The organism is Georgenia wutianyii, from assembly GCF_006349365.1.
Taxonomy (GTDB): Bacteria; Actinomycetota; Actinomycetes; order Actinomycetales; family Actinomycetaceae; genus Oceanitalea; species Oceanitalea wutianyii.
Genome location: NZ_CP040899.1, coordinates 1,634,001 through 1,660,742, shown reverse-complemented (window position 1 = coordinate 1,660,742; position 26,742 = coordinate 1,634,001). Strand labels below are relative to the sequence as shown.

28 protein-coding genes are annotated in these 26,742 nt (G+C 73.1%); 5 read left to right on the top strand and 23 right to left on the bottom strand.

Going from position 1 to position 26,742, the window contains the following annotated elements; genetic code table 11:
* Positions 1–22: 22 nt before the first annotated feature.
* From FE251_RS07395 to FE251_RS07385, 3 genes are all read left to right on the top strand, one after another.
* Positions 23–574, top strand: a complete 552-nt coding sequence (locus tag FE251_RS07395) for a TetR/AcrR family transcriptional regulator (RefSeq protein WP_139948379.1) — start codon at positions 23–25, stop codon at positions 572–574.
* 55 nt (positions 575–629) lie between these two features.
* A complete protein-coding gene (locus FE251_RS07390) occupies positions 630–1,565 on the top strand; it encodes a hypothetical protein (RefSeq protein WP_139071729.1) in 936 nt (311 codons plus the stop codon).
* A 70-nt stretch (positions 1,566–1,635) separates the two neighbouring features.
* Positions 1,636–1,875, top strand: a complete 240-nt coding sequence (locus FE251_RS07385) for a PspC domain-containing protein (RefSeq protein WP_139071730.1) — start codon at positions 1,636–1,638, stop codon at positions 1,873–1,875.
* A 22-nt stretch (positions 1,876–1,897) separates the two neighbouring features.
* Here the strand turns inward: FE251_RS07385 and FE251_RS07380 are convergent, their stop codons facing one another.
* The 11 genes from FE251_RS07380 to FE251_RS07330 form a co-directional block, all read right to left on the bottom strand.
* Positions 1,898–2,218 (bottom strand): hypothetical protein, encoded by a 321-nt coding sequence (locus FE251_RS07380; RefSeq protein WP_139071731.1) that lies wholly within the window; start codon positions 2,216–2,218, stop codon positions 1,898–1,900.
* Between the two features lie 97 nt (positions 2,219–2,315).
* Complete coding sequence (locus FE251_RS07375) at positions 2,316–3,152, bottom strand: helix-turn-helix domain-containing protein (protein ID WP_139071732.1); 837 nt, start codon at positions 3,150–3,152, stop codon at positions 2,316–2,318.
* Positions 3,153–3,219: 67 nt separating this feature from the next.
* On the bottom strand, positions 3,220–4,527 hold the full coding sequence (locus FE251_RS07370; protein ID WP_139948378.1) for a TRAP transporter large permease: 1,308 nt from the start codon (positions 4,525–4,527) through the stop codon (positions 3,220–3,222).
* Complete coding sequence (locus FE251_RS07365; RefSeq protein WP_139071733.1) at positions 4,527–5,039, bottom strand: TRAP transporter small permease; 513 nt, start codon at positions 5,037–5,039, stop codon at positions 4,527–4,529. The genes FE251_RS07370 and FE251_RS07365 overlap by 1 nt, the downstream gene beginning before the upstream one ends.
* Before the next feature lie 8 nt (positions 5,040–5,047).
* Positions 5,048–6,067: a TRAP transporter substrate-binding protein gene (locus tag FE251_RS07360; protein WP_139071734.1), complete on the bottom strand. Its 1,020-nt coding sequence runs from the start codon at positions 6,065–6,067 to the stop codon at positions 5,048–5,050.
* A gap of 15 nt (positions 6,068–6,082) precedes the next feature.
* Entirely contained in the window at positions 6,083–8,602 is a 2,520-nt protein-coding gene (locus tag FE251_RS07355) for a glycoside hydrolase family 31 protein (protein WP_139948377.1), read from the bottom strand.
* Positions 8,603–8,745: 143 nt separating this feature from the next.
* Positions 8,746–11,100 carry an ATP-binding cassette domain-containing protein gene (locus FE251_RS07350; protein ID WP_139948376.1) on the bottom strand — a complete coding sequence of 785 codons (2,355 nt, stop codon included), beginning with the start codon at positions 11,098–11,100 and terminating at the stop codon, positions 8,746–8,748.
* Positions 11,101–11,125: 25 nt separating this feature from the next.
* Entirely contained in the window at positions 11,126–11,536 is a 411-nt protein-coding gene (locus tag FE251_RS07345; RefSeq protein ID WP_139071737.1) for a VOC family protein, read from the bottom strand.
* Positions 11,537–11,541: 5 nt separating this feature from the next.
* The gene (locus tag FE251_RS07340; RefSeq protein WP_139071738.1) at positions 11,542–11,988 is read right to left on the bottom strand and encodes a helix-turn-helix transcriptional regulator; all 447 of its coding nucleotides are present in this window, start codon (positions 11,986–11,988) and stop codon (positions 11,542–11,544) included.
* A gap of 48 nt (positions 11,989–12,036) precedes the next feature.
* On the bottom strand, positions 12,037–12,381 hold the full coding sequence (locus FE251_RS07335; RefSeq protein ID WP_139948375.1) for a single-stranded DNA-binding protein: 345 nt from the start codon (positions 12,379–12,381) through the stop codon (positions 12,037–12,039).
* A gap of 124 nt (positions 12,382–12,505) precedes the next feature.
* On the bottom strand, positions 12,506–13,459 hold the full coding sequence (locus tag FE251_RS07330; protein ID WP_139949286.1) for an aldo/keto reductase: 954 nt from the start codon (positions 13,457–13,459) through the stop codon (positions 12,506–12,508).
* 163 nt (positions 13,460–13,622) lie between these two features.
* On the opposite strand from FE251_RS07330, the gene FE251_RS07325 reads away from it, so the two are divergent.
* On the top strand, positions 13,623–13,973 hold the full coding sequence (locus FE251_RS07325; protein WP_139071740.1) for an RNA polymerase-binding protein RbpA: 351 nt from the start codon (positions 13,623–13,625) through the stop codon (positions 13,971–13,973).
* Between the two features lie 194 nt (positions 13,974–14,167).
* On the opposite strand, the gene FE251_RS07320 is transcribed toward FE251_RS07325, so the two are convergent.
* The 9 genes from FE251_RS07320 to FE251_RS07280 form a co-directional block, all read right to left on the bottom strand.
* Positions 14,168–14,911 (bottom strand): polyprenol monophosphomannose synthase, encoded by a 744-nt coding sequence (locus tag FE251_RS07320; protein WP_139948374.1) that lies wholly within the window; start codon positions 14,909–14,911, stop codon positions 14,168–14,170.
* Positions 14,908–16,449 carry an apolipoprotein N-acyltransferase gene (gene lnt / locus FE251_RS07315; RefSeq protein WP_139948373.1) on the bottom strand — a complete coding sequence of 514 codons (1,542 nt, stop codon included), beginning with the start codon at positions 16,447–16,449 and terminating at the stop codon, positions 14,908–14,910. Before lnt ends, FE251_RS07320 begins: the two co-directional genes overlap by 4 nt.
* A gap of 337 nt (positions 16,450–16,786) precedes the next feature.
* Positions 16,787–19,609 (bottom strand): DEAD/DEAH box helicase, encoded by a 2,823-nt coding sequence (locus FE251_RS07310; RefSeq protein WP_139948372.1) that lies wholly within the window; start codon positions 19,607–19,609, stop codon positions 16,787–16,789.
* Positions 19,606–20,544, bottom strand: coding sequence for a diacylglycerol/lipid kinase family protein (locus FE251_RS07305; protein WP_139071743.1), 939 nt, complete (start codon positions 20,542–20,544; stop codon positions 19,606–19,608). Before FE251_RS07305 ends, FE251_RS07310 begins: the two co-directional genes overlap by 4 nt.
* A complete protein-coding gene (gene tatC / locus FE251_RS07300; RefSeq protein WP_139071744.1) occupies positions 20,541–21,299 on the bottom strand; it encodes a twin-arginine translocase subunit TatC in 759 nt (252 codons plus the stop codon). The genes FE251_RS07305 and tatC overlap by 4 nt, the downstream gene beginning before the upstream one ends.
* Before the next feature lie 57 nt (positions 21,300–21,356).
* Positions 21,357–21,674, bottom strand: a complete 318-nt coding sequence (tatA, locus tag FE251_RS07295; RefSeq protein ID WP_139948371.1) for a Sec-independent protein translocase subunit TatA — start codon at positions 21,672–21,674, stop codon at positions 21,357–21,359.
* A gap of 49 nt (positions 21,675–21,723) precedes the next feature.
* Positions 21,724–22,038, bottom strand: coding sequence for a hypothetical protein (locus FE251_RS07290; protein ID WP_139071746.1), 315 nt, complete (start codon positions 22,036–22,038; stop codon positions 21,724–21,726).
* Positions 22,035–23,006 (bottom strand): helix-turn-helix transcriptional regulator, encoded by a 972-nt coding sequence (locus FE251_RS07285; RefSeq protein ID WP_139071747.1) that lies wholly within the window; start codon positions 23,004–23,006, stop codon positions 22,035–22,037. The genes FE251_RS07290 and FE251_RS07285 overlap by 4 nt, the downstream gene beginning before the upstream one ends.
* Positions 22,999–23,970, bottom strand: coding sequence for a helix-turn-helix transcriptional regulator (locus FE251_RS07280; RefSeq protein WP_139948370.1), 972 nt, complete (start codon positions 23,968–23,970; stop codon positions 22,999–23,001). Before FE251_RS07280 ends, FE251_RS07285 begins: the two co-directional genes overlap by 8 nt.
* A gap of 77 nt (positions 23,971–24,047) precedes the next feature.
* On the opposite strand from FE251_RS07280, the gene FE251_RS07275 reads away from it, so the two are divergent.
* Entirely contained in the window at positions 24,048–25,154 is a 1,107-nt protein-coding gene (locus FE251_RS07275; protein WP_139948369.1) for a DUF3866 family protein, read from the top strand.
* A gap of 4 nt (positions 25,155–25,158) precedes the next feature.
* On the opposite strand, the gene FE251_RS07270 is transcribed toward FE251_RS07275, so the two are convergent.
* Genes FE251_RS07270 through FE251_RS07260 form a run of 3 tightly spaced genes read right to left on the bottom strand, consistent with a single transcriptional unit; the run spans position 25,159 to position 26,740 of the window.
* Positions 25,159–25,617, bottom strand: a complete 459-nt coding sequence (locus FE251_RS07270; protein ID WP_139948368.1) for a PH domain-containing protein — start codon at positions 25,615–25,617, stop codon at positions 25,159–25,161.
* Positions 25,614–26,456 (bottom strand): ATP phosphoribosyltransferase, encoded by an 843-nt coding sequence (gene hisG / locus FE251_RS07265; RefSeq protein WP_139948367.1) that lies wholly within the window; start codon positions 26,454–26,456, stop codon positions 25,614–25,616. Before hisG ends, FE251_RS07270 begins: the two co-directional genes overlap by 4 nt.
* 20 nt (positions 26,457–26,476) lie before the next feature.
* On the bottom strand, positions 26,477–26,740 hold the full coding sequence (locus tag FE251_RS07260) for a phosphoribosyl-ATP diphosphatase (RefSeq protein ID WP_139071752.1): 264 nt from the start codon (positions 26,738–26,740) through the stop codon (positions 26,477–26,479).
* Positions 26,741–26,742 lie beyond the last annotated feature (2 nt).

Genomic DNA, 26,742 nt, shown 5'->3' with positions numbered 1-26,742 from the left:
AACCGTCGTCGGGAGGTTGTCCATGGCCGGGACGCGCGAGCGTGCGCTCGAGGCAGCCGTCGCACTGCTCGGGACGCAAGGGGTGCGCGCGCTCACCCACGCCCGGGTCGACGAGCGGGCCGACCTGCCGCCGGGGTCGACGTCGAACTGGTTCCGCACCCGGCGGGCGCTCCTCGGCGGCGTCGTCGACTGGATCGCCGAGCAGGAACGGGCGGACATCGACCCGTCCGGACTCCCCCACGTGAGCAGCGCGCAGGACCTCGCTGCCGGGCTCTGTGCGATGGTCGAGCTGCAGACCACGCGGTACGCCGCCCGCACCCGGGCGCGCTACGCGCTGTTCCTCGAGCTCACCACCGACCCCGAGCTCACCGAGCCGCTGGTCCGCCAGCGCCGAGAGTTCGAGCGGTGGGCCGAGTCCGTCGTCTCCGCCGCCGGCATCCCCGACCCCGTGCCCGCCACACGAGCACTCATGGCACTGGCCGAAGGGCTGCTGCTCCACCGGCTCAGCGTCGACCCGGGCCTCGACGTGCGTCCGGCGATCGAGCGGGCGGTCCGTGGCCTGTCCCGGGCCTGACCCCGCGACGCCACTCCCCCTTCCACGCACCGCGCCGATGCCCTACCGTGCGCTGATGGACGTCGTCGCCTGGCTGCTGGACTCCGACCCCGCGCTGCGCTGGCAGGTGCTCGCCGATCTCACCGACGCCCCCGCGGACGAGGTCGCCGCCGAGCGTTCGCGGGTCGCGACCACCGGCTGGGGCGCCGCCCTCCTGGCCGAGCAGGCCGAGGACGGACGCTGGGACGGCGGCACCTACCGGCCCGGCTGGGCACGTGAGGACCTGCCGTTCTTCGACGCGTGGACCGCCACCCACCACGTGCTGCAGGAGCTCGTCGACCTCGGCGTCGACCCGGCGAGCCCGGAGGTGCGCCGCGCGGTGGAGCGCGTGCGGGAGAACGTGCGCTGGGAGCACGAGAGCGAGCCGTTCTTCGCCGGTGAGGCCGAGCCGTGCATCAACGGCGTCGCGCTGCGCACCACCGCCTCCCTCGGCGAGGACGGCAGCGCGATCGCCGCGACGCTCCTGCGCACGCGACTGCCCGACGGCGGGTGGAACTGCTGGGCCGAGGACGGTACGGCCGTCTCCTCGTTCCACTCGACGATCTGCGCCGTCGAGGGCCTGCTCGCGTGGGAGCGCACCGGGGACGCGACGCCCGAGGCCGCCGAGGCACGGGCGTCGGGCGAGGAGTACCTCCTCGCCCGGGGACTGTTCCGACGCCGCTCGGACGGCGCCGTCGCCGACCCGCGCATGACGATGCTGTCCCACCCGGCGCGCTGGTACCACGACGTCCTGCGCGGTCTGGAGCACTTCCGGAACGCGGGCCGGCGCGACCCGCGCCTGGCCGAGGCCGTCGAGCTCCTCCGCGGCAAGGCCGATGCGAACGGCATGTGGCACCTGGACAGCGCCCACCAGGGCCCGTGCTGGCTCGACTACGGCGAGGGCGAGGGCTTCCCCAGCCGCTGGGTGACGTTCCGGGCGCTGCGCGTGCTGCGCTGGTGGGACGGCGGATGAGGGAGCGACCAGGGACCGGTCAGGGTGGTCCCCGATGTCCGCCGCACGCGCCGCGACCTAGCGTGACGTCATGACCTCCTTCTTCGACTCCATCCGCCGCACCGGCTTCCGCCGCGGTCCGGGCCGCATCCTCGGCGGCATCGCCGCCGGCCTGGCGAACAGGCTGGGGACCAGCGTGACGCTCGTCCGGCTCCTCGTGCTCCTCGCCTTGCTGCTCCCGGGGATAGGCATCGGCCTCTACCTCGTGCTGTGGGCACTCCTGCCGTGGCAGGACGGCACCATTCCCCTCGAGCGACTGCTCTCGCGCTGAGACGCCGCCGGCCCCGTCTGCCTCAGGGGTCGACGAAGAGCGCGAGCGTCGTGAGCACGGCGAGGACAGCGAGCACCCGCACCGTCGTGCTGCGCCACTCCCCCTCCCGCGCCGCGCCGCACACGGCTGCGAGAGCAAGGCTCGCCGGGACGAGCCACCAGCCGAGGACGCCGTACTCGTCCCACGGCCAGTGGGACACCTCGCCCACCCGCTGGAGCTGGGGCACGAACGCCACGACGACGGCGAGGGGCACCGGCACCGCGAAGACCATCATCAGCCACGTGAGCACCGACCAGCGGCGCCCCAGGGTGGCGGCGGGGGCACGGGAACAGGTTTCGACCACGAGAAACGCCTCTTCGACCTGGACGACGATGTCGTCTGCCCCCTGTCCCGACCGTACCCGGTGAGGGCGCCACCTGTCGACGATTTGACGGGATCCTTCAGGCTCCGACGCTGCGGACCTCCCGAACGGGCGTCGCGCCCGCGCGGAACTGCGAGGGGGTGAGTGACGTGCGCGACCGGAAGACGCGGTTGAAGTGGGTGACGTTGGCGAACCCGACGATGCTGCTGATCCGCCCCACCGGGTGGTCGGTCTCCTGGAGCAGCCGCTCGGCGCGCCCGATGCGCAGCCCGTTGACGTAGCCGATCACCGTGGCACCGGTGTGCCGCTTGAACTCGCGGGCCAGGTGGTACGGGCTGATGTAGAAGCGGCCGGCGAGGGTGGTGAGGTCGATCGGCTCGGCGTAGTGCTCGTGGAGGAAGTGGATGACCTCGGCGATGCGCCCGCCCTGCGCGCTCACCCGGGCGTCGCGCCGCTCCTCGCGCTGCAGCTTGACGAGGAGCTGGGTGACGAGCAGCCGCATCTCCTCCTGTCCGCCGTCGCCCAGGACGTCCTGGACGTCGAGCAGCTCGTCGACCACCTGGCGCACCCGGGACCGCACCCCGGCGGGCCGCGTGACCCCGACCTCGGCGAAGCCCGCGAGCACGTGGGGGTAGAGGACGGCCTCGGGCCGGAAGTAGACGACGACGCGCTGGAACGCGACGCCGTCGTCGCCGTAGGAGAAGTGCTCGACCCCGGGAGGGAAGACGATGAGCTCGGACGGTTCGATCCGGTAGAGCGTCTGCTCGGCCCAGTGGTTGCGGGCGCCCGCCTCGAGGCAGTAGATCTCGAAGTAGTCGTGGCGGTGAGGCCGGGACATGTTGTCGTCCACGCCCCGCACCCGTGCCACCGCGACGTCGTGCCCGCGTGACATGAGGTCGCCGGCGAAGTCGAGCACCGTCCCTGCCTTCCTGCCGAGTGGCGGTGCACCGGCCCGGTGCACCGCCACCCACCGTACCCAGGAGCTAGCCGAGCAGCCCCAGCCACTCCGGCAGCTGCAGCGACAGCGCCGGGATGAAGGTCACCGCGAGCAGCAGCACGACGAGACCGGCGAAGTACGGCAGGAGCCGCGGCACGACCTGCTCGATCGTCACCCCGGACACACCGGTCGCGACGAACAGCACCGAGCCCACCGGCGGGGTCATCGTGCCGATGCACATCGCGAGGATGAGCATCATGCCGAAGTGCACCGGGTGCATGCCGAGCTCGGTGGCGATCGGCAGGAAGATCGGGGTGAAGATGAGGATCGCCGGCGTGATGTCCATGAACGTGCCGACGACGAGCAGGATCGCCACCATGAGCAGCAGGATGATCGCCTTGGAGTCCGCGGTGGACAGCAGCGCGTCGGTGATCGCCGTCGGGATGCCGGTGTAGGCCATGACCCACGACATCGCCGAGGACGCCGAGATGAGGAACATGACCACGCCGGTGGCCACGACGGTCGAGGTGACGACCTGCTTGAGGTCCGCCCAGCTGAGGCTGCGGTAGATGAGGGACAGGACGAGGCAGTACAGGACCGCCGCGGCCGCACCCTCGGTCGCCGTGAAGACGCCGGCGACGATCCCGCCGACGACGACGATGACGAGCAGCAGGCTGGGCACCGCGCGCAGGAACACCCGCAGCCCCTCCCCAAGGCCGACGCGCGGCGAGGTCGCCCCGGCCATCCGCCGCCGCGCGTAGAGCCACGCGACGACCATGACGACGACGCCCATGAGGATGCCGGGGACGTAGCCGGCCATGAACAGCGCCGAGATCGACACGCCGCCGGCGACCGTCGAGTACACGATGGCGGCCGTCGTCGGCGGGATGAGCAGCCCGGTGGACGCCGAGGCGATGTTGACGGCGGTGCTGAAGGCCGGGTCGTACCCCTCCTCCTTCTGCCGCTTGTGCAGCGTGCCGCCGATGGCCGCGGCGGCGGCCACGGCCGAGCCGGACAGCGAGCCGAAGAGCATGTTGCCGAGCACGTTGGTGTGTGCGAGAGCCCCGGGGACCCGACCGGCCAGGACGAGCGCGAGGTCGACGAGCCGCCGCGCGATGCCGCCGTTGTTCATGATGTTGCCCGCGAAGATGAACAGCGGGACGGCGAGCAGCGAGAAGCTCTCGATCCCGACGTTCATCTGCTGTCCCACGACGTAGGTCGACTCCTCGAAGGAGAGGAAGACGAGCGCGGTGAGGAAGGAGGCGATCCCCAGCGACACCGAGATCGGCACGCCGGCGAAGAGCAGGACGAAGAAGACGCCGAACAGCACGGCGACCGCGAGAAGTGCTTCCATCAGTCTGTTCCCTCCGCCTCGACGACCGGCTCCCCGGTGACGTCCTCCCAGATGTTGAGCACCTGCGCGAGGGCGATCGCCAGACCGCTGACGGGTGCGATGGCGTAGACGAGACCGCGTGAGATCCCGAGCAGCGCCGAGTAGTCGTGCCGCGCGGCGAGCGCGAGCATGGTGCCGCCGACGACGAGGACGACGACAGCGAAGAGCAGGACGAGGACGTCGGCCCCGAGGAGGAACCCGCGCCGGGCCCGGCCGGGCAGCCGGTCGCGCACGAGCACGAGGGCCATGTGCTTGCGGTGGAGGAAGGCGTAGGCCGCGCTGACGAACGAGGTCCAGATGAGCGCGTAGCGCACGAGCTCCTCGGTGAAGGCGGCCGGGGCGCCGAGGACGTAGCGCGTGAACACCTGGTAGAGCACGAGGAACGTCATGAGGACGAGCAGGGTGCCGGCGGTGGCGAGGAGCACGGCGCCGAGCACTCCCCTCACCCGGGCGATGCGGTCGTGGGTGGTCATCTCGTCCTTCACTCCCCTGCAGCTTCGATGACGGACAGGAGCTCGGCGACCTCGGGGTGCTCGGCCACGTACCGCTCGACGACAGGGCGCGTGGCCTCCCGGAAGGCCTCGAGGTCGACGTCGGTCACGAACTCCACGCCCATCGCCTCGGCCTCGGTGACGGCCTCCTCGATGCTCTGCGCCCAGGCGACCTTGTGGTCCTCCGTGGACCGGCGTGCCGCGTCGACGAGCAGCTCCTGGTCCTGCGGCGACAGCCGCTGCCAGGCGTCGCTGCTGATGACGAGCATGTCCGGGATGCGGGTGTGCTCGGTGAGAGAGAAGGACTTGGCGACCTCCCCGTGCGCGCTCTGGGTGAGGACGGTCTCGTTGCTCTCCGCGCCGTCGATGAGGCCGGTCTGCAGGGAGGTGTAGGTGTCCCCGAGGGCCATGACGATCGGGGCGGCGCCGAGCTCGGCCATGAGCTCGGTCTGGGAGCGCATGTCCTGGACGCGGACCTTGAGCCCGCGCAGGTCCTCCGGGGTCCGCACCGGGGTGTCCGCGGTGTAGAAGGACCGGGCGCCGGAGGTGTAGTAGGTGAGCCCGACGAAGCCCTGGTCCACGGTCGACCGGAAGAACTCCGCCATCTCCGGGGAGTCCATCACCTGGTAGTACTCCTCCTCGGATGCGAAGACGTACGGCAGGCCGAAGGCGTGGTAGCCCGGGTCGTAGTTGGCCAGGCCGGGGGCGCTCACCCGGGTCATGTCGACGATGCCCTGGTTGAGCTGGCCGAGGACGGTCGTCTCCGAGCCGAGCTGGCCGTTGCCGTACATCCGCACGGTGATCCGCCCGTCGCTGCGCTCCTCGACGTCCTCCGCGAAGGCGGTGAGCGCCTGGGAGGTCACGTGCCTGTCGTTGAGGTTGTGCGCGAAGCGCAGGACGAGCGGGTCCTCGGCGGTGGCCTCAGTGCTCGTCGTGCTCCCGCCGGCGCACGCGCCGAGCGCGGCGCACGCGGCCAGCAGGGCCGTGAGTCTCGTCAGTGTTCGTTTCATCCGTCCTTCTCTTCCTCACATGCCGATCATGTCGAAGGGCTCGAACGAGACCGTGACGGCGAGGTCGCCGTCCGGGTTGGGCAGGGTGATGAGCACCGAGCCGAGCTCGGGGTCGTAGTACCAGCCGCGGTCCGCCATGGCGAAGTCCTCGCGGTAGAGCACGTGCGGGACCCGCCTGCCGTCGGCCTCCACCCAGAACGGCGCCCGGTCGGGGTGGATGACGTCGAGCAGGAGGCGGCGCACCGGGCTGCGGAACGTGCCGCGCCGGGTGAGAGTGAGGGTCACCCGGTCCCCCGCGGTCATCCGCACGTCGGTCTCGAGGTACTCCCCGCGCTCGTGCGCGCGGGTGAGTCCGTCGTCCTCGTACAGCACGGTGTGCCCGTCGCGGTCCGGCGCGCACACCAGCCGCAGCTCGTTGACGACGTCGCGGGTGAGGCTGTCGAGGTCGTGGGCGGCGAGCGGGACGATGCCGCCGCCGCGGACGAGGACCGGGATGGAGGAGAGGTCCACCGGGAGGGTGATCGTCTGCCCGCCGTCGTGCCGCTCGCGGGTCCACGCGTCGTAGAAGACCTCGCCCGCTGGCAGCCGGAGGGAGCGGGTGGTCGCGCCCGGCTCCAGGACGTTGGCGACGAGCAGCGCGTCCCCGAGCATGAACTCGGTGAAGGTCTCGTCGACCTCGGGGTCGTCCTGGAAGGCGCTGACGAGCGGCTCCATGATCGGCAGGCCGGTGCGGTGGGCGCGGGCCATGAGGGAGTACAGGTAGGGGAAGAGCCGGTAGCGCAGCTTGATGGCGTCGCGCACGTACGGGGTGTGGGAGGCGAACATCCACGGCTCGGTCACGGTGTTGTCCGAGTTCACCGAGTGGATGGAGAACCGCGGCTGGAAGATGCCGTGCTGCACCCAGCGCACGAGCAGCTCGGGGTCGGGCGCGGGGCCGTGGAAGCCGCCGATGTCGGCGCCCTGGTTGGCCACCCCGGACAGGCTCATGCCGAGGATGGTGGCGATGTTGTAGCGCAGGCTCTCCCAGCTCGTGGAGTTGTCCCCCGCCCAGGTCTGGGCGTAGCGCTGGATCCCGGCGTGCCCGGCGCGGCAGACGATGTAGGGCCGGGCGTCGGGGTCGCGCTCGATGATCGCCTCCTGGGTCACCTGGCACATGAGGTTGGCCATGACGGTGCGCAGGCGCCCGATGGTCGCGCCGGTCCCCTCGAAGTCGACGACGGAGTCCTGGTCGATGATGCCGTCGTACTCGCAGTTGTCGTTCCACACCGACGTCGTGCCCTGCGCGAGGACCGCGTCGGTGAGCCACGCCTTCCACGACTCACGCGCGGCGGGCCGGGTGAAGTCGACGAACCGGCCCGGTCCGCCCCACCAGGCGCCGACGGCGGGCCCCTCCCCCGCCGTCGCGACGGCGTCGGCGCTGCGCCGGACGAAGACGTCCGCCTCGGCGAACTCCGCCATCCGCGGGTGGACGTCGAGCACCCCGGGCTTGACGTTCGGGGAGACGGTGATGCCGCGCTCGGCCATCGCCGTGAAGAAGGCCGGCGGGTCGGGGAAGCGGCGGTCGTTCCAGGTGAGGACCGCGCGCTTGGGCCCGGCCGGGGTGTCCTGGGTGCAGTAGCCGGAGGACAGCTGGAACCCGTCGACCGGGATGCCCTCGGCCCGCGCGATGTCGATGAAGCGGGTGATCGCCTCGTCGCTGCCCGACTCGAGCTCGGCGTAGTACATCGAGGAGGCGAGGTAGCCCAGGGCGTACTTCGGCAGCAGCGGCGGGCGCCCGGTGAGCGCGGTGTAGCGCTGGACGACGTCGCGGATCGCGGGCCCAGCGATGAGGAACAGGTCGATGTCCCCGCCGTCGGTGCGGTAGCGGCTGTGCGCCGGCCAGTAGTTGCTCTTCTCCCGGCCGAGGTCGAAGTCGCACGCGTAGGTGTTGTGGTAGAAGTACCCGACCGCGGTCCGGGAGCGGCGGTCGAGCCTGAGGTAGAACGGGATGTGCTTGTACAGCGGGTCGGTGTCCCGCGCGTCGTAGCCCAGCGCGTCCTTCGGGCTGAGCGTGAGGAGCCGGCGCGCCTTGTTCAGCGGCCCGGCGGTCTCGCCGAAGCCGTAGAACGCGTCGTCGGGGTCGATCTCGCTCGTGTGGATGCGGCGACCGTTGGCGTCCTCGAGGTAGCCGAGGCCGACGACGTCGGAGTGCAGCACCGTGCCCGCCTCGTCGAGCACGCGCAGGCGGAAGGGCTCCTTGTCGATCTCCACCCGCAGCCGCCCGCCGGTGACGACGGCCTGCTCGGCGCCGTCCTGGAGGGTGAGGGCGGGCGGGGTGACCCGGGTGCGCTCGTCGCCCAGCACGCCGTCGAGCCGGTCCGGCCAGGCGGTCGTCACGAGCGAGTAGGACTCCTCGGCGAAGTCCCCGTCGAACCCGGCGCGGATGCGCACGACGTCCTCGGTGACGAGCAGGAGGCGGACCTCGACCCCGTCCGTGCGGACCCTCACCCATCCGTCGACGAGCTCGACCGTCTCGACCCGTGTGCTCACCCGCACGGCGCCCTCCCTCGGTTCGCGGACCGGCGGTGGCGCCGGCCCTGGCTTACCGAGGAACTCTAGGAAAGGGGGTTTGACCGAAATTGCGGTGATGGGGCGAGTTCTCGACCGATCTTGCGCACCTGCCCGCCCGGGGCGTCGGCTCAGCGCGCGACGTAGGCCGCGAGGTGGGTGCCGGTGAGGGTCGAGAGGTCGGCGACGAGGTCGGCCGGGGTGCCCTCGAAGACCACCCGACCGCCGTCGTGCCCGGCGCCCGGCCCGAGATCGACGAGCCAGTCCGCGTGGGCCATGACGGCCTGGTGGTGCTCGATGACGATGACGGTCTTGCCGGAGTCGACGAGCCGGTCGAGCAGCGCGAGGAGCTGCTGGACGTCGGCGAGGTGCAGCCCGGTGGTCGGCTCGTCCAGCACGTACACCCCGCCGGGCTCGCCCATGTGGACGGCGAGCTTGAGGCGCTGGCGCTCGCCGCCGGACAGCGTCGTCAACGGCTGCCCGAGCGTGAGGTAGCCCAGCCCGACGTCGCTGAGCCGCTGCAGGACCTTGTGGGCGGCGGGGGTGCGCGCCTCCCCCGCGCCGAGGAAGGCCTCGGCCTCGGCGACCGACATCTCCAGCACCTCGGCGATGTTGCGTCCGCCGAGCGTGTACTCGAGCACCGCGGCCTGGAACCGCCTGCCCTCGCACTCCTCGCAGGTCGTGCTCACCGTCTCCATGAAGCCGAGGTCGGTGAAGATCACCCCGGCGCCGTTGCACACCGGGCACGCGCCCTCGGAGTTGGCGCTGAACAGCGCCGGCTTGACGCCGTTGGCCTTGGCGAACGCCTTGCGGATGGGCTCGAGGAGGCCGGTGTAGGTCGCCGGGTTGGAGCGACGCGAGCCCTTGATCTGGCCCTGGTCGACGACGACGACGCCCTCGCGGCCGGCGAGGTTGCCGTGGATGAGGCTGCTCTTGCCCGACCCGGCGACGCCGGTGACGACGGTGAGCACGCCGGTGGGGATGTCGACGTCCACCCCGGTGAGGTTGTTCTGGCGGGCGTCGCGGATCTCCAGGGCGCCGGTGGGCTCGCGCACCGACTCCTTGAGCGCCACCCGGTCCCCGAGGTGCCTGCCGGTGAGCGTGCCGCTCTCCCGCAGCCCGTCCAGGGTGCCCTCGTAGACGACCCGCCCGCCCGCGCTGCCCGCACCCGGGCCGAGGTCGACGACGTGGTCGGCGATGGCGATCGTCTCGGGCTTGTGCTCGACGACGAGCACGGTGTTGCCCTTGTCGCGCAACCGGCGCAGCAGGGCGTTCATGCGCTCGATGTCGTGCGGGTGCAGGCCGACGGTCGGCTCGTCGAAGACGTAGGTGACGTCGGTGAGGGACGAGCCGAGGTGGCGGATCATCTTCGTGCGCTGCGCCTCGCCGCCGGACAGCGTCCCGGACGGCCGGTCGAGGGACAGGTAGCCCAGGCCGATGCCGACGAAGGAGTCGAGCAGGTGGCGCAGGTTGGCCAGCAACGGGGCGAGGGACGGCTCGTCGAGCTCCGCGACCCACTCGGCGAGGTCGCTGATCTGCATCGCGCACGCGTCGGCGATGCTCACCCCCCGGATCATCGACTCCCGCGCGTGGGGAGCGAGGCGGGTGCCGTCGCAGTCGGGGCAGGTGCGGTAGACGACGGCGCGGTCGACGAAGGCCCGGATGTGCGACTGCATCGCGTCGCGGTCCTTGGCGAGCATCGACTTCTTGATCTTGGGGACCAGGCCCTCGTAGGTCATGTTCGCCCCGCCGACGGGGACCTTGACCGGCTCCTTGTACAGGAAGTCGTGCAGCTCCCGCTCGGTGTAGTCCTTGATCGGCTTGTCGGCGTCGAGGAACCCGGACTCCATGAAGAGCTTGACGTACCAGCCGTCGGCCACGTAGCCGGGGACGGTGATCCCACCCTCGGCGAGGGACTTGGTCTCGTCGTAGAGCTGGGCGAGGTCGATGTCGGTGACCGACCCGCGCCCCTCGCACCGCGGGCACATGCCGCCGAGCTGGTTGAAGGTGGCCCTGACCGCCTTCTTCCCGCCGACCGAGATCGCGCCCTGCGAGCTCACCGACGGGACGTTGAAGGAGTAGGCGTTCGGTGAGCCGGCGTGCGGCTCCCCGAGCCGGCTGAAGAGCATCCGCAGGAAGGCGTTGGCATCGGTCACCGTGCCGACGGTGGAGCGGGGGTTGGCCCCGAGCCGTTCCTGGTCGACGATGATCGCCGTCGTCAGCCCTTCGAGGACGTCGACGTCCGGGCGCGCGAGCGTCGGCATGAACGCCTGGAGGAAGGTGCTGTAGGTCTCGTTGATGAGCCGCCGCGACTCCGCGGCGACGGTGTCGAACACGAGGGAGCTCTTCCCCGATCCGGACACGCCGGTGAAGACCGTGAGCCGGCGCTTGGGGATGTCGACGTCCACGTCCTTGAGGTTGTTCTCCCGCGCGCCCTGGACGCGGATGCGGTCGTGCTGCTCGGTACCGGCTGACGTCGTCGTCATCAGGGCGTGCCTCTCTCGGGGACGGTCAGGGGAGCTGCTGCAGCCGCACGGTGTTGCCCGCCGGGTCCCGGAATGCGCAGTCGCGCATGCCCCAGTCCTGGTCGGTGGGCTCCTGCATGACCTCGACGCCGGCCGCCTGGACCCGCTCGAAGGCGGCGTCGACGTCGGAACTGGCCAGCATGATGCTCGCGAAGGTGCCCTTGGCCATCATCTCAGCGATCGTCTGCTGCTCCTCCGCGGTGACGCCGGGATCGGCCGTCGGCGGGTAGAGGACGATGGCGGTGCCCGGCTGGCTCGGCGGACCGACCGTGATCCAGCGCATGGCGCCCTGCCCGACGTCCTGGCGGACCTCGAAGCCGAGCGCGTCCCGGTAGAAGCCGAGGGAGGCCTCCGGGTCGGTGTGCGGGAGGAAGCTGGCGTGAATCGTGATGTCCATGCAGGTCACGCTAGTAGCGGCGCCTGCGCCAGTGCTTCTCGATTTCTGACCGGTCTGGCGACCCGCTTCGCGACGCACGGCGGCACGCCCGTGGCAGCGTGCTCGGCCTCCTTGCGGTAGACGCTCGGCGGCATCCCGACGAGCTCGCTGAAGCGCGTGCTGAAGGTGCCGAGGGAGGAGAAGCCCACCGCGAAGCACACCTCGGTCACGCTGAGCTCACCGCGGCGCAGCAGGGTCATCGCGCGCTCGATGCGACGGGTCATGAGGTAGGCGTAGGGAGACTCCCCGTAGGCCCGGCGGAACTCGCGGCTGAGATGCCCCGCGGACATGTGCGCGGCGCGGGCGAGGGCCTCGACGTTGAGCGGCTGGGCGTAGTCGCGGTCGATGCGGTCGCGCACGCGGCGCAGCACCGTGAGGTCCCGCAGGCGCTCCTGCGCGCCGGTCCGTGCCATGCCGTGATGCTGCCACGGGCCGCCGCGCTTGCCTAGAGCTGCCCGCGCCTACGGGCCGCGTCCACCTCCCGGCACGCGCCGCACGCGCACGGCCTCCACCTCGTAACGCGAGACCCTCGCCGCGCCCGCCGCGAAGAACCGGCGGCGCAGCGCGCCCTCGACGGCGACGACGCTCCCCTCCCCCAACCTGCCGGCCACCCGACGTGTCCGCCCGCTCCAGCACGCGACGTCGACCGTGTCGACCGTGGCGCGTCCCGCGGCGGCGTCGGGCCGCGGGACGACCAGCCGGAAGGTCGCGACGCGGTCACCGCTCGGCAGCTCCCGCTCCGCGACCGCGCCACTCACCCGGCCGACGAGCGACACCGAGTTGTGCCCGAGCTCCCCGTGCTCCATGTCCTTCTCCTCCCGTCCGCTCCCGGCCGAGCCTGCCCGGCGGCGAGGACAGGGGCCGGCGCCGCGGCCGGTGCTCGTGGAGGAGCAGGTCGTGACTGCGCGTCGTGGAGCAGCCTCGGGGGCGTCAGGCGGAGGCCGGGCCGGGCGACGCCTCGTCGATCGCGAGGAGCGTCTCGGCGTCGGGCTCCCACAGGCCCGCCTCGACGTTCGCGCGCACCTGCTCGGGCGTCCGTGCCCCGGCGATGACGCTCGCCACGCCGGGCTGCGCCGCCAGGCCACCGAGCGCGAGGGTGAGCAGCGGGACACCGGCGTCGCGGGCCACCGCCTCCAGCGCCTCCACCCTGTCGAAGTCCGCACGGGCCAGCCGCTCGGGCTTGGCCGCCAGCCGGCTCCCGGCCGGGGCGGGCTCACCGCGCCGGTACTTGCCGGTGAGCAGGCCGGACGCGAGGGGGAAGTAGGGCAGGACGCCGGCGCCGACGTGCGCAGCCGCCGGGACGACCTCGGCCTCGATCCCCCGCGAGAGGAGCGAGTACTCGTTCTGGACGGAGACGAACGGCGTGAGCCCGGAGGTCCGGGCGATCCAATCGGCGTCGACGAGCTGCCAGCCCTGGACGTGGGAGCAGCCCACGTAGAGGACCTTGCCCTCGCGGACGAGCTCGTCGAGCGCTCCGAGGGTCTCCTCCATCGGGGTGACCGGGTCGAGCCGGTGGAGCTGGTAGAGGTCGATGTGGTCGGTGCGCAGCCGACGCAGCGAGCCCTCGACCGCGCGGCGGATGTAGCGGCGCGACCCGCGCACGCCGTGGTCCTCCCCGTTGAGGCCACGCACGTCCATGCCGAACTTCGTCGCCACGACGACGTCGTCGCGCCGGCCCACGAGCGCCTCACCGAGGAGCTCCTCCCCCTGTCCTGGCACCCCGCCGTAGGAGTCGGCCGTGTCGAACATGGTGATACCGGACTCAATCGCGGCGCTCACCACGCGCGTGACGTCCTCCGGCGGTAGTGTCGCTCCGAAGCTGTTGCAGCCCAGGCCGACCGTCGACACCACGAGGCCGCTGGAACCCAGCTGGCGGAACGTCATCTCGGTCACACGGGCACCCTAACGCGCCGGAGATGACCTACTGGACCTTCACAGGACTTTCACCACGGCCGTGGAACAAGCGGACACCATGGGCCGTTGGGATCAGTAGTAGCAGGGTGCATACCGGCGCGCTCGAACATGCGTGCCCGAGAGGAGAGGCGTGATGGCAGATCGATCACTGCGAGGAGTCGGGATCGGTGCGAAGAGCCTCGAGACCGAGGCCGGAGTCGAGTTCGCCGAGCGGACCGAGGCGCACTACGAGTGCCCGAACGGGCACACCATCGTGCTGCCCTTCGCGGCAGAGGCGGAGATGCCGGCGCTCTGGGAGTGCCGCTGTGGCGAGGAGGCGCTCCTCCGTGACGCCGCCCGCCCCGAGCCCGTCAAGCCCGTGAAGAAGCCCCGTACCCACTGGGACATGCTGCTCGAGCGCCGCACCATCCCCGAGCTCGAGGAGCTGCTCGCCGAGCGGCTCGAGCTGCTGCGCAGCGGACAGCTCCGCCGCCGCAGCGCCTGACACACCCGCGACGAAGGCCCGCAGGCACCGCCTGCGGGCCTTTGCCGTGCCCGGACGCCGATCGCTGACGCGTGCCGAGCTGCGTGCGCAACTCCGCTGTCGCGCGGAAGTCCGCTGTCGCGCGGAAGTCGGCTCTCGCGGGGAAGTCCGCTGTCGCGCGGAAGTCGGCTGTCGCGGGCGGGCGGTCGGACGGACTAGCGGCGGCGCAGGAGACCGAGGAGCTGCTGGGCGCGGTGCCGCACGCCCCACGCGGTCGTGCGCACGAGCGCCTCGGCGATGATGCCGCGGCTCATCTTCGACACGCCCTCGGCGCGCTCGACGAAGCTGATCGGCACCTCGGCCACCCGCCCGCCGGCCCGGTGCACCCGCCACGTCATGTCGACCTGGAAGCAGTAGCCCTGGGACTCGATCTCCTCCAGCGGCAGCGCGGCGAGGGCGGGTGCCCGGAACACCCGGAAGCCGGCGGTCGCGTCGCGCACCGGGAGCCCGAGGAGCAGCTGGACGTAGGTGTTGGCGCCCCGGGAGAGCAGCTCTCGGTGCAGCGGCCAGTTGACCACCTCTCCCCCGGGCACCCAGCGCGAGCCGATGACGAGGTCCGGCGCGTCCTCGGCGGCCGCGCGGGCGAGCAGGTCGGACAGCTGCTCGGGGCGGTGGGAGCCGTCGGCGTCCATCTCCACGACGAGGTCGTACCCCCGCTCCAGCGCCCACTGGAACCCCGCGACGTACGCCCTCCCCAGCCCCTGCTTGCCGGGCCGGTGCAGCACGTGGACGTGGCCGTCGCGGGCAGCGACCTCGTCGGCCACCGCCCCGGTGCCGTCGGGGCTGTTGTCGTCGGCGACGAGGATGTCGGCGTCCGGGACCGCCCGACGGGTCCGCTCGAGCACGAGCGGCAGGGACTCCCGCTCGTCGTAGGTCGGGATGATGACGAGGGTCCTCACGCCTGCCTCCTACGGCTGCGGGCGGTGGCCAGCGCACCGGCGAGGAGCGAGACGAGGGCGAAGGCGGACACGACGACGGTCGGCCAGTCGCCCAGCCGGTCGGCCACCGTGAGGGAGGTGCGCAGCGGCAGGTCCGCGACGAGCTGGTCGGCGGTGAACAGCCCGGTGGAGTCCATGACGACGCCGTTGGGCGCGATGATCCCGCTGACGCCCACGGTGGAGATCTGCACGGTCGCCCGGCCGTGCTCCACCGCGCGGAACACCGACATCGCCAGCTGCTGCGCCGACTCCTGGGTGAAGCCGAAGGAGGCGTTGTTCGTCGGCACGACGATGAGCTCGCCGCCCGCGAGCACGGCCTCGCGCATGAGCCCCCCGTAGGCGACCTCGAAGCAGATCCCGACGGCGAGGTCGACCACCCGGCCGAGCCGGGGGCTGTCGAGCTCGATGATGCCGACCTCGTCACCGGGCAGCATGTCGATGGACACGAGGTCGACGACGTCGGTCACCTTCCGGGCGAGGTCGCGCAGCGGGATGTACTCGGCGAACGGGGCCGGGTGCTGCTTGGCGTAGACGTCGACCTGCCCCTCGCCGGCCACCCAGAGGATCGCCTCGTTGTACCGGTAGTCCTCCCCGTAGCGCTGGCCGCCGACGAGGATCGGGGCATCGACCGCGGCGGCGGCCCGGTCGATGAGCCGCCCTGCCTCACCGTCACGGCGCGGGTCGATGTCGGTGGAGTTCTCCGGCCACAGGACGATGTCGAGCTCGCCGGACTCGACCTCCTCGAGCAGTGCCTCGGTCCCGGTGACGTGGCGTTCGAGGACGTCGCGGCGGACGGCGAAGGCGTCGAGCCCGGGGCCGGGCACGTTGCCCTGGACTGCGCCCACGCGCAGCGTCCCGGCCTCGGCCCGCGTGTCGACGGGGACGACGAGGCCGGAGGCGACGAGCGCACCGGCGACGAGCAGGGCACCGCTCGCCTGCCCCACGCGGGCACGGCGCAGGTGGCCGAGCGCGAGGGCGACGAGCGCACCGGCGGCGACGACCACCCAGCCGACGAGGGTCTCCCCGCCGAGGGAGGCGAACCGCAGCAGCGGGCCGTCGGTCTGGGAGAAGGCGAGCTTGCCCCACGGCATGCCGCCGAAGGGCACGAGGCCGCGTGCGGTCTCCGTCGCGACCCACAGGCTCGCGACGACGGCGACACCGAGCGCCGGGTGGCGCACCACGGGGCCCCAGCGGGCCGCCAGCGACCACGCCCCGGCGAACACGGCGACGAAGCACGCCTCGGCGGCACCGAGCAGGAGCCACGGGACGGCGCCCGCGGCCTCCTCGGCCCACCACAGGTGGATGAGGAAGAAGACGGCACCCCAGAGCCAGCCGACCAGGAGCGCCCGCCCGAGCGTGGCGCCGCGCAGCGCGAGGAGGAGGAGGGCGATGCCGACGGGTGCCAGCGGCCACCAGGAGCGTCCGGGGAACGCCGCGTCCGTGGCGAGAGCTCCGGCGACGGCGAGCAGGATCGCGACGGACGAGGAGGGGCGGGGCACCCGACAAGGATAGGTGCCGCGGAGGGCCGCCCGGTCCGCGGACGCGACCGGCCCGCGTGTCCTTCGGACCGAAGCTGCCGGAGCAGCTCCGTTATCTACTGAACACGCGGGCCCGGCCACTGTCCGCCGCGGCGCTCACCCGGATCTCAGCGCGGAGATGGGGGCGTCGGCGGTATGCCAACCGAACCTAATAGTCCGGGGTGTACTCCATCAAGCCTGAGAAACCGCAGGTCAGCGACATGGATGCAGGTCAGCGCCGCGTTTGTACGGACGTGTGATTCACCATGACCGGCGTGTCGCACGGGCGTGTCGCCGCGTGTCCGTTCTAGCCGCCGGGTCACACGCTCGACCACGCGACGACGCCCCGGCGGACGAGGTCGATGGCGCGGCGGGCGCTGCGGCGGGTCTCCTCGTCGGGGGCGGCCGTGGCGAGCTGGTCGAGGACGTCGAGCACCTGCTTGCACCAGCGCACGAAGTCTCCCGCGCCGAGCTCGGTGCCCTCCAGGACGGTGTCGAGCGCGGCCCCGCGGGCCCACTGGTGGACGGCGGCGACGATCCCGGCGTCGACCGGCTCGGCACGCGGGACGCCGTGCTCGGTCTCGAGCTCGCCGAGCTCGTCCGACACGCGCACGGTGGCGCGCACCGCCTCCCCGAGCGCCCCTCCCCCGGCACCCGGCCGGCTCACCGTGTCGGTCCGTGCGGAGTAGACGACCGTGGAGACGACGCCGGCGAGCTGGGCCGGGTCCAGTCCCCGCCACAGCTCGCGGCGCAGGCACTCGGCGAGGACGAGGTCCTTCTCGGCGTACAGCCGCGCGAGCCAGCGCCCGTTCTCCGTGACGACGAGGCCGTCCGCCTCGTCGCCCTCGAGGTAGCCGAGCTGGGTGAGCAGGGCACACACCTTGTCGAAGTCGCGGGCGATGGAGGACGTGCGGGTCTCGATGCGGCGCAGCAGGCGCTGGTGCTCGGCGTCCAGGGTGGCCCACCGGTTCGCCCAGCGGGCGTGCTCCTCGCGGTCGGGGCACGCGTGGCACGGGTGGGCACGCAGCGCGCGGCGCAGCTCCTCGAGCTCGGCCTCGACGGTGGGTACCGGCCGCGGGGCGGCGTCCCGGGATGCGGGTGGCGCGCTCTGGACCGCGCTGCGCAGCCGGGCGGCGAGGTCGCGCCGCTGCCCGGCGTCCCGCAGGTTGGCGTGCTTGGGGATGGGGACCGTGGCGACGGTGGCGGCCCCGTGCGGCAGCTCGGCGCTGGTGAGGGTGCGCACCCGCGGCTCTGGCGTGAGGACGCGCAGGACCGGGGAGTCCAGGCGGTCCGCGTCGACGTCCAGGACGAGCGCCCACAGCGTGCGCCGGCCCCGCCGGTACTCCAGGACGTCACCGCGCCGGGTGCCGGCGAGCGAGGCGTGGACGGCGCGGCGGGCGGCGAGCGACCGCTCGCGGGAGCGGTCCTTCTCCAGCTCGCTGATGCGTTGGCGGATCCGCGCGTACTCGCGGAAGTCGCCGAGGTGGCAGGTCATCGCCTCGGCGTACCCGGCCAGGCCCTCCTCGTTGCGGCGGGCCTGGCGCGCCAGGCCGACGACGCCGCGGTCCGCCTGGAACTGTGCGAAGGAGCTCTCGAGCAGCTCCCGGGCCTCGGGGTGGGGCAGCGTGCCGAGGAGGTTGACAGCCATGTTGTACGTCGGGTGGAAGCTCGAGCGCAGCGGGTAGGTGCGGCGCGAGGCGAGGCCGGCGAGGGCCGTGAGGTCGACGTCGTCGCGGTACAGGACGATCGCGTGGCCCTCGACGTCGATGCCGCGCCGTCCGGCGCGCCCGGTGAGCTGGGTGTACTCCCCCGGGGTCAGGGCGGCGTGAGCGGTGCCGTTCCACTTCTCGAGCTGCTCGAGCACGACGGAGCGGGCCGGCATGTTGATGCCGAGCGCGAGGGTCTCGGTCGCGTAGACGACCTTGACGAGCCCGGCGGCGAACAGCACCTCGACGGTCTCCTTGAACACCGGCAGCAGCCCGGCGTGGTGCGCGGCGACGCCGCGCTGGAGCGCCTGGGACCACGCGTGGTAGCCGACGACGGCGAGGTCCTCCGGCGGCAGGGCGGCGCACCGCTCCTCGACGATCTGCGCGATGGTCCGCGCCTCGGCGGCGTTGGTGAGGCGGATGCCCGAGCGCAGCACCTGCTCGACGGCGGCCTCGCACCCGGCGCGGGAGAAGATGAAGACGATCGCGGGAAGCAGGCCCTCGGCGTCGAGCCGTTCGACGACGACGTGCCGCGGGGCTGTCCGCACCCGGGCCGGACGCATGGCGGGGCGGCGACGCGCACGCGGGTCGCGGCCGCGGCCGGCCGGTGCCGACCCGGTGCGCTGCGCCCGCCTGATCGCCTCGAGCAGGTCGGGGCTGATCGGCGGGTTGGGGCCGGGGTCGGTGGGGTCCACGCGGTCGCTGTAGAGGTCGTGGACCCTGCTGCGGACCATCACGTGCTGCCACAGCGGGACCGGCCGGTGCTCGGAGACGACGACGGCGGTGTCCCCGCGGACCATCGACAGCCAGTCGCCGAACTCCTCGGCGTTGGACACGGTGGCCGAGAGGGACACGAGCCGCACGTCCTCGGCCAGGTGGAGGATGACCTCCTCCCACACCGGGCCGCGGAAGCGGTCGGCGAGGTAGTGCACCTCGTCCATGACGACGTAGCCGAGGTCCTCGAGCGTGGAGGAGCCGGCGTAGAGCATGTTGCGCAGCACCTCGGTGGTCATGACGACGACCTGCGCCTCGCCGTTGATCGTCGTGTCACCGGTGAGGAGGCCGACCTTCTCCTCCCCGTGGGCGGCGACGAGGTCGAGGTACTTCTGGTTGCTCAGCGCCTTGATCGGCGTGGTGTAGAACGTCTTGCGCCCGGTACGCAGGCCGAGGTGGACGGCGAACTCCCCGACGATCGTCTTGCCGGCGCCGGTGGGCGCCGCGACGAGGACGCTGCGTCCCTCCTCCAGGGCCTCGCACGCCTCGCGCTGGAAGTCGTCGAGGTGGAAGCCGACGCGACCGGCGAACGCGGCGAGCTCGCTGCGCTCGGCGCGGGCGCGGCGGCGGGCGGCCGCGTAGCGCTCGGCAGGACTGGGCTCGTCGGTGGTCGGGGACGTCTCGGGGGCGGGGTCCGGTCGGCGCTTGCGTCGAGGGCTCACGCCTCGACCTTAGGCGCCAGGACACGCAGCGCGCGCGGGTGGACGTCGCACTGCAGCGGCAGTGCGCGCAGCGGCTCGCCGTCGACGATCGCGATCGGCGGGTTGGCGCCGACGTCGGTGAGCGGCTCGATCCGGACGCTGCGCACCCGGCGCGTGCGCACGGCGGGGTGGTCGACGTGCTTGCCGGAGAACAGCAGCGGGAAGAGCCGCACGACCTGGTGGCGCGGCAGCCCGTGGGCGGTGACGAGGTCGAGCAGCCCGTCGTCGGGCACGGCGTCGGGGGCCACGCGCATGCCGCCGCCGAACAGCGGGGTGTTGGAGACCGTGACGAGGGTGGCCTCCTGCTCCCAGGTCTCACCGTCCGCGGTGATCCGGAAGCCGTAGGGGCGGAAGGCGGCGAGCTCGGCGAAGATCGCCCGCACGTACCGCCCGCCGCTGCGGGGCCAGCGCAGCCGGGCCGCATGATCGGCGACGGCGGCGTCCAGGCCGGCGCACAGCGAGCTCACGTACCAGCGGTCGGGCCGCTGCCCGGGCGTGCTCACGGCCACGGCGTCCAGGAGCCGGGTGCCCTCGTCCTGTCCGAGCGTGCGGCGCAGGAGGTCGAGGGAGGCGGGCACGTCGTGGACGGGCAGGCCGAGCGCGCCGGCGATGTCGTTGCCGGAGCCGACGGCGACGATGCCCAGCGGCACGCTCGTGCCGGTGACGACGTTCGCCCCGAGGTGGACCATCCCGTCCCCGCCGACGACGACGACGGCGTCCAGCCCGTCGGCCAGGGCGGAGCGGGTGGCCGCGAGGGCCTCGTCGTAGTGCCGACCGGTGAGGTCGACGGGTTCACGCCCCGTCGCGGCCAGGCCCTCGAGGACGGCGGTGCGGGCGCGCGCCGCCCGCCCGTGGCCCGCGGTGGGGTTGCAGACCACGCCGACGCGGCCGGTCACGTCTGGGGTCCGAGGAGCTCGGCGTCACGCTCGGCACGCCGCCGCTCCACCCGCCTGTCGTGCCGCGCGGCGATGCCCACGGCCCCGAAGTACAGCGCGCAGATGGGGATGGCCAGGGCGATCATCGTCCACGGGTCCGGAGTGGGGCTCGCGATGCCGGCGAAGACGAAGATGGCGAGGACGGCCCAGCGCCAGCCGGCGAGCATGGAGCGGGCCGAGAGCATCCCGAGCGCGTTGACGAGCACCATGATGAGCGGCAGCAGGAAGGCGATGCCGAAGGCGAGGACGATCCTCATGACGAAGCGGACGTAGTCCGTGGCCGGCATGTAGTTGATGGCGCCCTCGGGGGTGAACTCGGTGAGCACGCGCACCGCGTTGGGCAGGACGAGCCAGGCGAGGGCCGCGCCGCCGAGGAACAGCGGGACGCCCGCGGCGAGGAAGGCGAGGCTGCGCCGCTTCTCCGGCCGGGTGAGGCCCGGGGCGATGTAGGCCCAGACCTGGTAGAGCCACCACGGGCTGGACAGAAAGGCCGCGAGCCAGAGCGACACGCGGATGCGCATGTCGAACGCCGCGGCCGGCGTGGTGAAGTTCAGCGCCGCGCTGAGCCCGGCGTCGTCGATCGCGTCGATCGGCGCCTGCAGGGCGTCGAAGACGGGTCCGTAGAGGAACCACGCAGGCACCGCCATGACGGCGAGCCCGGCGATCGCGAGCAGCACCCGGCGGCGCAGCTCGCGCATGTGCTCGACGAGCCGCATCCGGCCCTCGGGGTCCCGGGGCGGCCTGTTCCTCCGCGCCACTGAGTCCTCGTGCTCCTAGCGCTGGTCGGAGACGGGGCCGCCCGGAGGGGTGGGGGCGATGCCCGGGTCGCCACCGGGGCGGAACTCCGGGCGCATCTCGTCGCGCACGGTCGTCTCGACGGGCGTCGGCGTGGTCGTCGTCGTGCCGGCGGGCGTGGTCGTCGTCGTCGTGCCGGCGGGCACGTCGTCCTCGCGGGTGAGGTCGGTGACCTCCTTCTTGAAGATCTTCAGCGACTTGCCGACGCTGCTGGCGACGTCGGGCAGCCGCTTCGCTCCGAAGAGGATGACGATGAGCAGGACGAGGACGACGATGTGCCAGAACTGGAGTCTCATGACATGCCTTCGGGGTCGGGGACCGTGAGCCTGAGTCTACGCGCGTCGGTCAGCGCAGCCCGAGACGGCGCCACCGGGTGATGGCGGTCTGCGCGCGGTCGTGGCGCCGGGCGCGCCGGGCGGCGAGGTTCTGCGCACGGGCGAGGCGCGCCTCGGCGAGCTCCGCGGGGCCGGCGAGGAAGCCCGGGAGGACGACCGGCGCGGGCGGCTCGTCACCGGTGATCGCCGCGAGCCGCTCCCCCACCTCGGACAGCGCCTGCATCTCGCGGAACAGGGCCTTGCCCTTGTGCCACAGCCGCACGCCGAGGACGGCGAACACGGCGAGGGCCACGAGGACGAGCAGGAGCCACAGCCACCAGGTCATGAGGCCGAGGATAGGGCGTCGTAGGCGGCGAGGGCGTCGGCCGCGCGGGCGGCGACCGCGGCGGCGAGCTCCGGTGGGGCGACCGCGCGGACCTCCGGGCCGAGCCCGAGGACGACGTTGGTCAGCCACGCCGGGTCGGCGACACGCAGCCGCACCCGCAGCCCGCCGTCGGGCAGGTCCTCCTGGTCGACGACGGGGACGCGCTCGGCGAGCCAGCGCGCGCGGGGCGCGAGCTCGAGCTCGGCGAGGAGGTCGTCCTCGTCCAGCTCGGGCTCGGTGGTACGGCCGGTGGACTCCGGCTGGTGGGCCGCGGGGGTGTCGAGCACCTCGGCGGCGAGCACCCGGTCCAGGCGGAAGTGACGCAGCCCGTCGACGCGGTGGCACCAGGCGCGCAGGTACCACTGGCTGCCGTCCCACACGAGCTCGAGGGGATCGACGTCCCGCTCGGTGACGACGTCGGCGGCCGACACGTACCGCAGGTGCAGGCGGCGTCCCTCGGCCATGGCGCGCCGGGCGGGGGCGAGGGCGGCGGTCGCGTCGCTCACGTGGACGTCGACGGCCTCGGCGGCCCGCGCCGCCTCCCCGGCGGCGGCGGTGAGCTTGGCGGTCGTGCTGCGCAGGACCTCGTCGTCGATCCCGCCCTCGGCGCTCAGCGCCTCGAGCGGCTTGAGCGCGACGAGCAGCGCCAGCGCCTCGTGGGCCGCGAGACGCAGCGGGCGGTCCATGCCGCGCGGGTTGGTGAGGGTGAGCACCTGCCGGTCGTACTCGTCGGCGGCGAAGTCGATGAGGTCGTCGGGCAGGTAGCCGGGCGTGCCGGTGACCCACAGGAGGTTGACGTCGGCGACGATCTGCTGCGGGCTCACCCGGAAGTGGGCGGCGACGTCGGCGACGGGCACCCCCGGGTTGTCCCCGAGGTAGGCGATGAGGGCGAGCAGCCGGGTGAGCCGCTCGCCGGTGGTCTCAGCCACGGGCGGCCTCCCCCAGGTCGGCGACGGCCCGCAGCCTGCGCAGCACCTGCTCGCGCAGCTCGGGCGGGTCCAGGACGAGCACCGCGGCGCCGTAGGAGGCGACCTCCGCGGCGAGCGAGGCGTCGTCGTCGGTCTCGACGACGAGGACGTCGCGCCCCTCGACCTCGCCTCGGCGCTCGACGGCGCGGGCGCGCAGCGCGGGGCCGCGCTCGGGCAGGACGGCGAGCACGGCGCGGACGACGGCGCCGGCGCCGCCGGCGAGCAGGGCCTGCGCGTCGTGGTCGGGCACGGTGAAGGCGCCGGTGGGGCCGGTGGCGCGGACTGAGCCGACCACCCGCGAGAGCCGGAACAGGCGAGCGGCGTCCCGGTCGACGTCGTGGCCCAGGAGGTACCAGCCGCGGTCGCGCGAGAGCAGCCGCCACGGCTGGACGTGGCGGCGGGTCTCCTGGCCGGTGGAAGCAGCCCGGTAGGTGAAGGTCACCGCCTGGCGGGCGGCGATGGCGTCCAGGAGCGGTGCCAGCGCGGTCTCGGACGCCTGGACCCGCAGCGCGACGCCGAGGTGGGCGTCCGGCTCGGCGCCCTCGGCGACGACGCGCAGCTTGGTGAGCCCGCGGTGCGCCGAGCCGTGGAGGTGGGCGTCCTGCCACACGGTGGCCGCGAGGGAGAGCACGCCGATCTCTGCGGCGGTGAAGGTGACCTCGGGCAGCTCGTAGCCGGCGGTGTCGAGCCGGTACCCCACGGCGTCCTCGTGGACGGGGTCGACGTCGGTGACGATCGGCACGCCGAGCTGGCGAAGGAGGTCCTTGTCCCGCTCGAACATCCGCTCGAAGGCGACGTCGTTGGCGGCGTCGCGGTAGCCGTTGACCGAGGCGCGGATCGCCGACTTGGTCAGCCGCCCCTGGGCGTGCCGCAGTGCGATGAGCAGGTCGAGCAGCCGCTCCGCCGGGTCCACACGTGTCACCACGTTCTCCACGGTATCCGCAAGAGTGCGGTTCCCCGCGCGGACGCGGCCGAGTGCCGGGCACGGGTAGCGTGCGGTGGGTGATCTCCTGGCGTGGCGGTGTGGTGCGGACGGTGCGTGGCCGATGGGCCGGCGCGGTCGAGCTCGAGGTCGACCTCGAGGAGCCGGCCGGCGGGCGCACGCAGGTGCGCGCCCTGGCCTACCCCGCGCTCGTCGGGGAGCCGCGGCCCGGGGACCGGGTGCTCCTCACCGTCTCCGCGCTCTTGCGCGGGCTGGGCACCGGCGGCTACGCGATGGTCGCGGGCATCCCCGACCGGCTGCCGGCCGACCCTCCCCCCGGCCCCGGTCACGTCGTCAAGGCCCGGTACACACCGCTGCAGCCGATGCTCCTCGGCGTCGACGAGCAGGAGTCGCCGTGGCACGAGCGGCTGCGCGACGCCGACGACGTCGCCGGGATGCCGGTCGTCGTCGCCGACCTGCACTCGGCGCTGCCGGCCGTGCTCGCCGGGCTGCGTGCCAGGGCCCGGGACGGCGCACCGGCGCCGAGGGTCGCCTACGTCATGACCGACGGCGGCGCCCTGCCGCTCGCGTTCTCCCGCTCGGTGGCCACCCTGCGCGAGGCGGGGTGGCTCACCGCGACCGTCACCGCGGGGCAGGCGTTCGGCGGTGACCACGAGGCGGTCAACGTCCACACCGCCCTGCTCGCCGCGCGGCACGTCGTCGGCGCGGACGTCGTCGTCCTCACCCAGGGCCCGGGCAACCTCGGGACCGGCACCCGGTGGGGCTTCTCGGGCGTCGCCGCCGGGGAGGCGCTCAACGCCGCCGCCGTCCTCGGCGGGCGCCCGGTGGCCGCGCTGCGCGTCTCCGCGGCCGACCCGCGCGAGCGGCACCGCGGCGTGTCCCACCACTCGCTCACCGCCTACGGGCGGGTCGCCCTCTGCCCGGCGGACGTCGTCGTGCCCGTGGGACCGGGTGAGCCGTGGGACCTCGTGCGCGAGCAGGCCCGGGAGCTGGGCGCGCCCACGGGCCGCCACCGGCTCGTCGAGGTGCCCGTCGAGGGGCTGCGCGCGGCGCTGGAGGACTCCCCCGTGCGCCTGTCGACCATGGGCCGGGGCCTGGACGAGGACGAGGCGGCGTTCCTCGCCTCCGCCGCCGCGGGCGTGCACGCGGCCGCCCTGCTCGGCTGAGGCCTCAGCGCGCTGGCGGCTCGCCCGGCTCGTGCAGCTGGACGAGGGCCGCCAGCCGCCCTGCCTCCTTGCGCCCGTGGGCGCCGTCGGCGGTCTGGACCGCCATGACCGGCAGCGTGGTGCCGTCGGCGAGGTCGAGCTGCGCCCACGGGTGGTTGGGGCCGAAGCGCACCGCCACCACCTGTGCCCACTCCAGACGGCGGGTGCGCACGACGTTGCGCACGGTGAGGCCGGCGTCGTCGGGGGTGGCCCGCACCCGCGCCTGCCGGAAGCACACCCAGGCCAGCACGGCCGCGATGAGGAACGCGCCGTAGCGGTCGGGCCACGACATCTCCAGCCCCGCGGCCGACAGGACGACGAGCAGGACCGGCAGCGCGGCCACGACGAGGACGAGGAGGACCGAGGCCACCCAGCGCGCCGCCCGGGGGCGGAACGGGCGGAGCAGCTCGGCCGGGACCGTCACAACCGCGAGGCGTGGATGGAGGTGACGATGATCGCCCGCGCGCCGACGTCGTAGAGCTCGTCCATCACCCGGTTGGCGTCCTCGCGGCGGACCATGGCGCGCACCGCGCGCCAGTTGCCGTCGTGCAGCGGGGAGACGGTCGGGGACTCCAGGCCGGGGGTCACGGCCACGGCCTTCTCCACGTGCTCGACCGGCACGTCGTAGTCCATGAGGACGTAGCGGCGGGCGACGAGCACGCCCTGCAGGCGCCGGTCCAGGACGTCGACGGCGGGCCCGGCGGGGCGGCTCGCGGGCCGGATGAGCACGGCCTCGGACTGCAGGATCGGGTCCCCGAAGACCTCCAGGCCGGCGGCGCGCAGGGTGGAGCCGGTCTCGACGACGTCGGCGACGGCGTCGGCGATGCCGAGCTGCACCGAGGACTCCACGGCGCCGTCGAGGTGGACGACCTCCGCCTCGACGCCGCGCTCGGCGAGGTAGTTCGCCACGAGGACGTCGTAGCTCGTGGCCACGCGCGTGCCGGCGAGATCCTCCACCCGCGTGATCGCCCCGGCGGGCGCGGCGAAGCGGAACGTCGAGCGGGCGAAGCCGAGCGGGCGGTGCTCGACGGCGGTGGTCCCGGAGTCGAGGAGCAGGTCGCGGCCGGTGATGCCGACGTCCACGGTGCCGTGGCCGACGTAGACGGCGATGTCGCGGGGGCGCAGGAAGAAGAACTCGACGTCGTTGGCGGGGTCGGCGAGGACGAGCTCACGGTCGCGGCGACGGCGGTAGCCCGCCTCGGCGAGCATCTCGATGGCGGGCTCGGACAGCGAGCCCTTGTTGGGGACGGCGATACGCAGCACAGGTTCTCCGGGTGGTCTGGTCAGAGCTTGCGGTAGACGTCCTCGAGGCTGACGCCGCGAGCGATCATGAGGACCTGGACGTGGTAGAGCAGCTGGGAGATCTCCAGCGCCGTCGCGTCCTCGCCCTCGTGCTCGGCGGCCATCCACACCTCGGCGGCCTCCTCGACGATCTTCTTGCCGATCGCATGGATCCCGGCGTCCAGCTGCGCGACGGTGCCCGATCCCTCGGGGCGGGTGTCTGCCTTGTGCCGCAGCTCGGCGAAGAGGTCGTCGAAGGTTTTCACGT

Bases quoted from the DNA above. Each gene is read 5' to 3' on its own strand.
- FE251_RS07390 (WP_139071729.1), top strand. From the start codon at position 630: ATGGACGTCGTCGCCTGGCTGCTGGACTCCGACCCCGCGCTGCGCTGG.
- tatA (WP_139948371.1), bottom strand. From the start codon at position 21,674: ATGAGACTCCAGTTCTGGCACATCGTCGTCCTCGTCCTGCTCATCGTC.
- FE251_RS07345 (WP_139071737.1), bottom strand. From the start codon at position 11,536: ATGGACATCACGATTCACGCCAGCTTCCTCCCGCACACCGACCCGGAG.
- FE251_RS07290 (WP_139071746.1), bottom strand. From the start codon at position 22,038: ATGACCTGGTGGCTGTGGCTCCTGCTCGTCCTCGTGGCCCTCGCCGTG.
- FE251_RS07365 (WP_139071733.1), bottom strand. From the start codon at position 5,039: ATGACCACCCACGACCGCATCGCCCGGGTGAGGGGAGTGCTCGGCGCC.
- FE251_RS07340 (WP_139071738.1), bottom strand. From the start codon at position 11,988: ATGGCACGGACCGGCGCGCAGGAGCGCCTGCGGGACCTCACGGTGCTG.
- FE251_RS07325 (WP_139071740.1), top strand. From the start codon at position 13,623: ATGGCAGATCGATCACTGCGAGGAGTCGGGATCGGTGCGAAGAGCCTC.
- FE251_RS07330 (WP_139949286.1), bottom strand. From the start codon at position 13,459: ATGACGTTCCGCCAGCTGGGTTCCAGCGGCCTCGTGGTGTCGACGGTC.
- FE251_RS07370 (WP_139948378.1), bottom strand. From the start codon at position 4,527: ATGGAAGCACTTCTCGCGGTCGCCGTGCTGTTCGGCGTCTTCTTCGTC.
- FE251_RS07360 (WP_139071734.1), bottom strand. From the start codon at position 6,067: ATGAAACGAACACTGACGAGACTCACGGCCCTGCTGGCCGCGTGCGCC.
- FE251_RS07395 (WP_139948379.1), top strand. From the start codon at position 23: ATGGCCGGGACGCGCGAGCGTGCGCTCGAGGCAGCCGTCGCACTGCTC.
- FE251_RS07350 (WP_139948376.1), bottom strand. From the start codon at position 11,100: ATGACGACGACGTCAGCCGGTACCGAGCAGCACGACCGCATCCGCGTC.
- tatC (WP_139071744.1), bottom strand. From the start codon at position 21,299: ATGCGGCTCGTCGAGCACATGCGCGAGCTGCGCCGCCGGGTGCTGCTC.
- FE251_RS07385 (WP_139071730.1), top strand. From the start codon at position 1,636: ATGACCTCCTTCTTCGACTCCATCCGCCGCACCGGCTTCCGCCGCGGT.
- FE251_RS07335 (WP_139948375.1), bottom strand. From the start codon at position 12,381: ATGGAGCACGGGGAGCTCGGGCACAACTCGGTGTCGCTCGTCGGCCGG.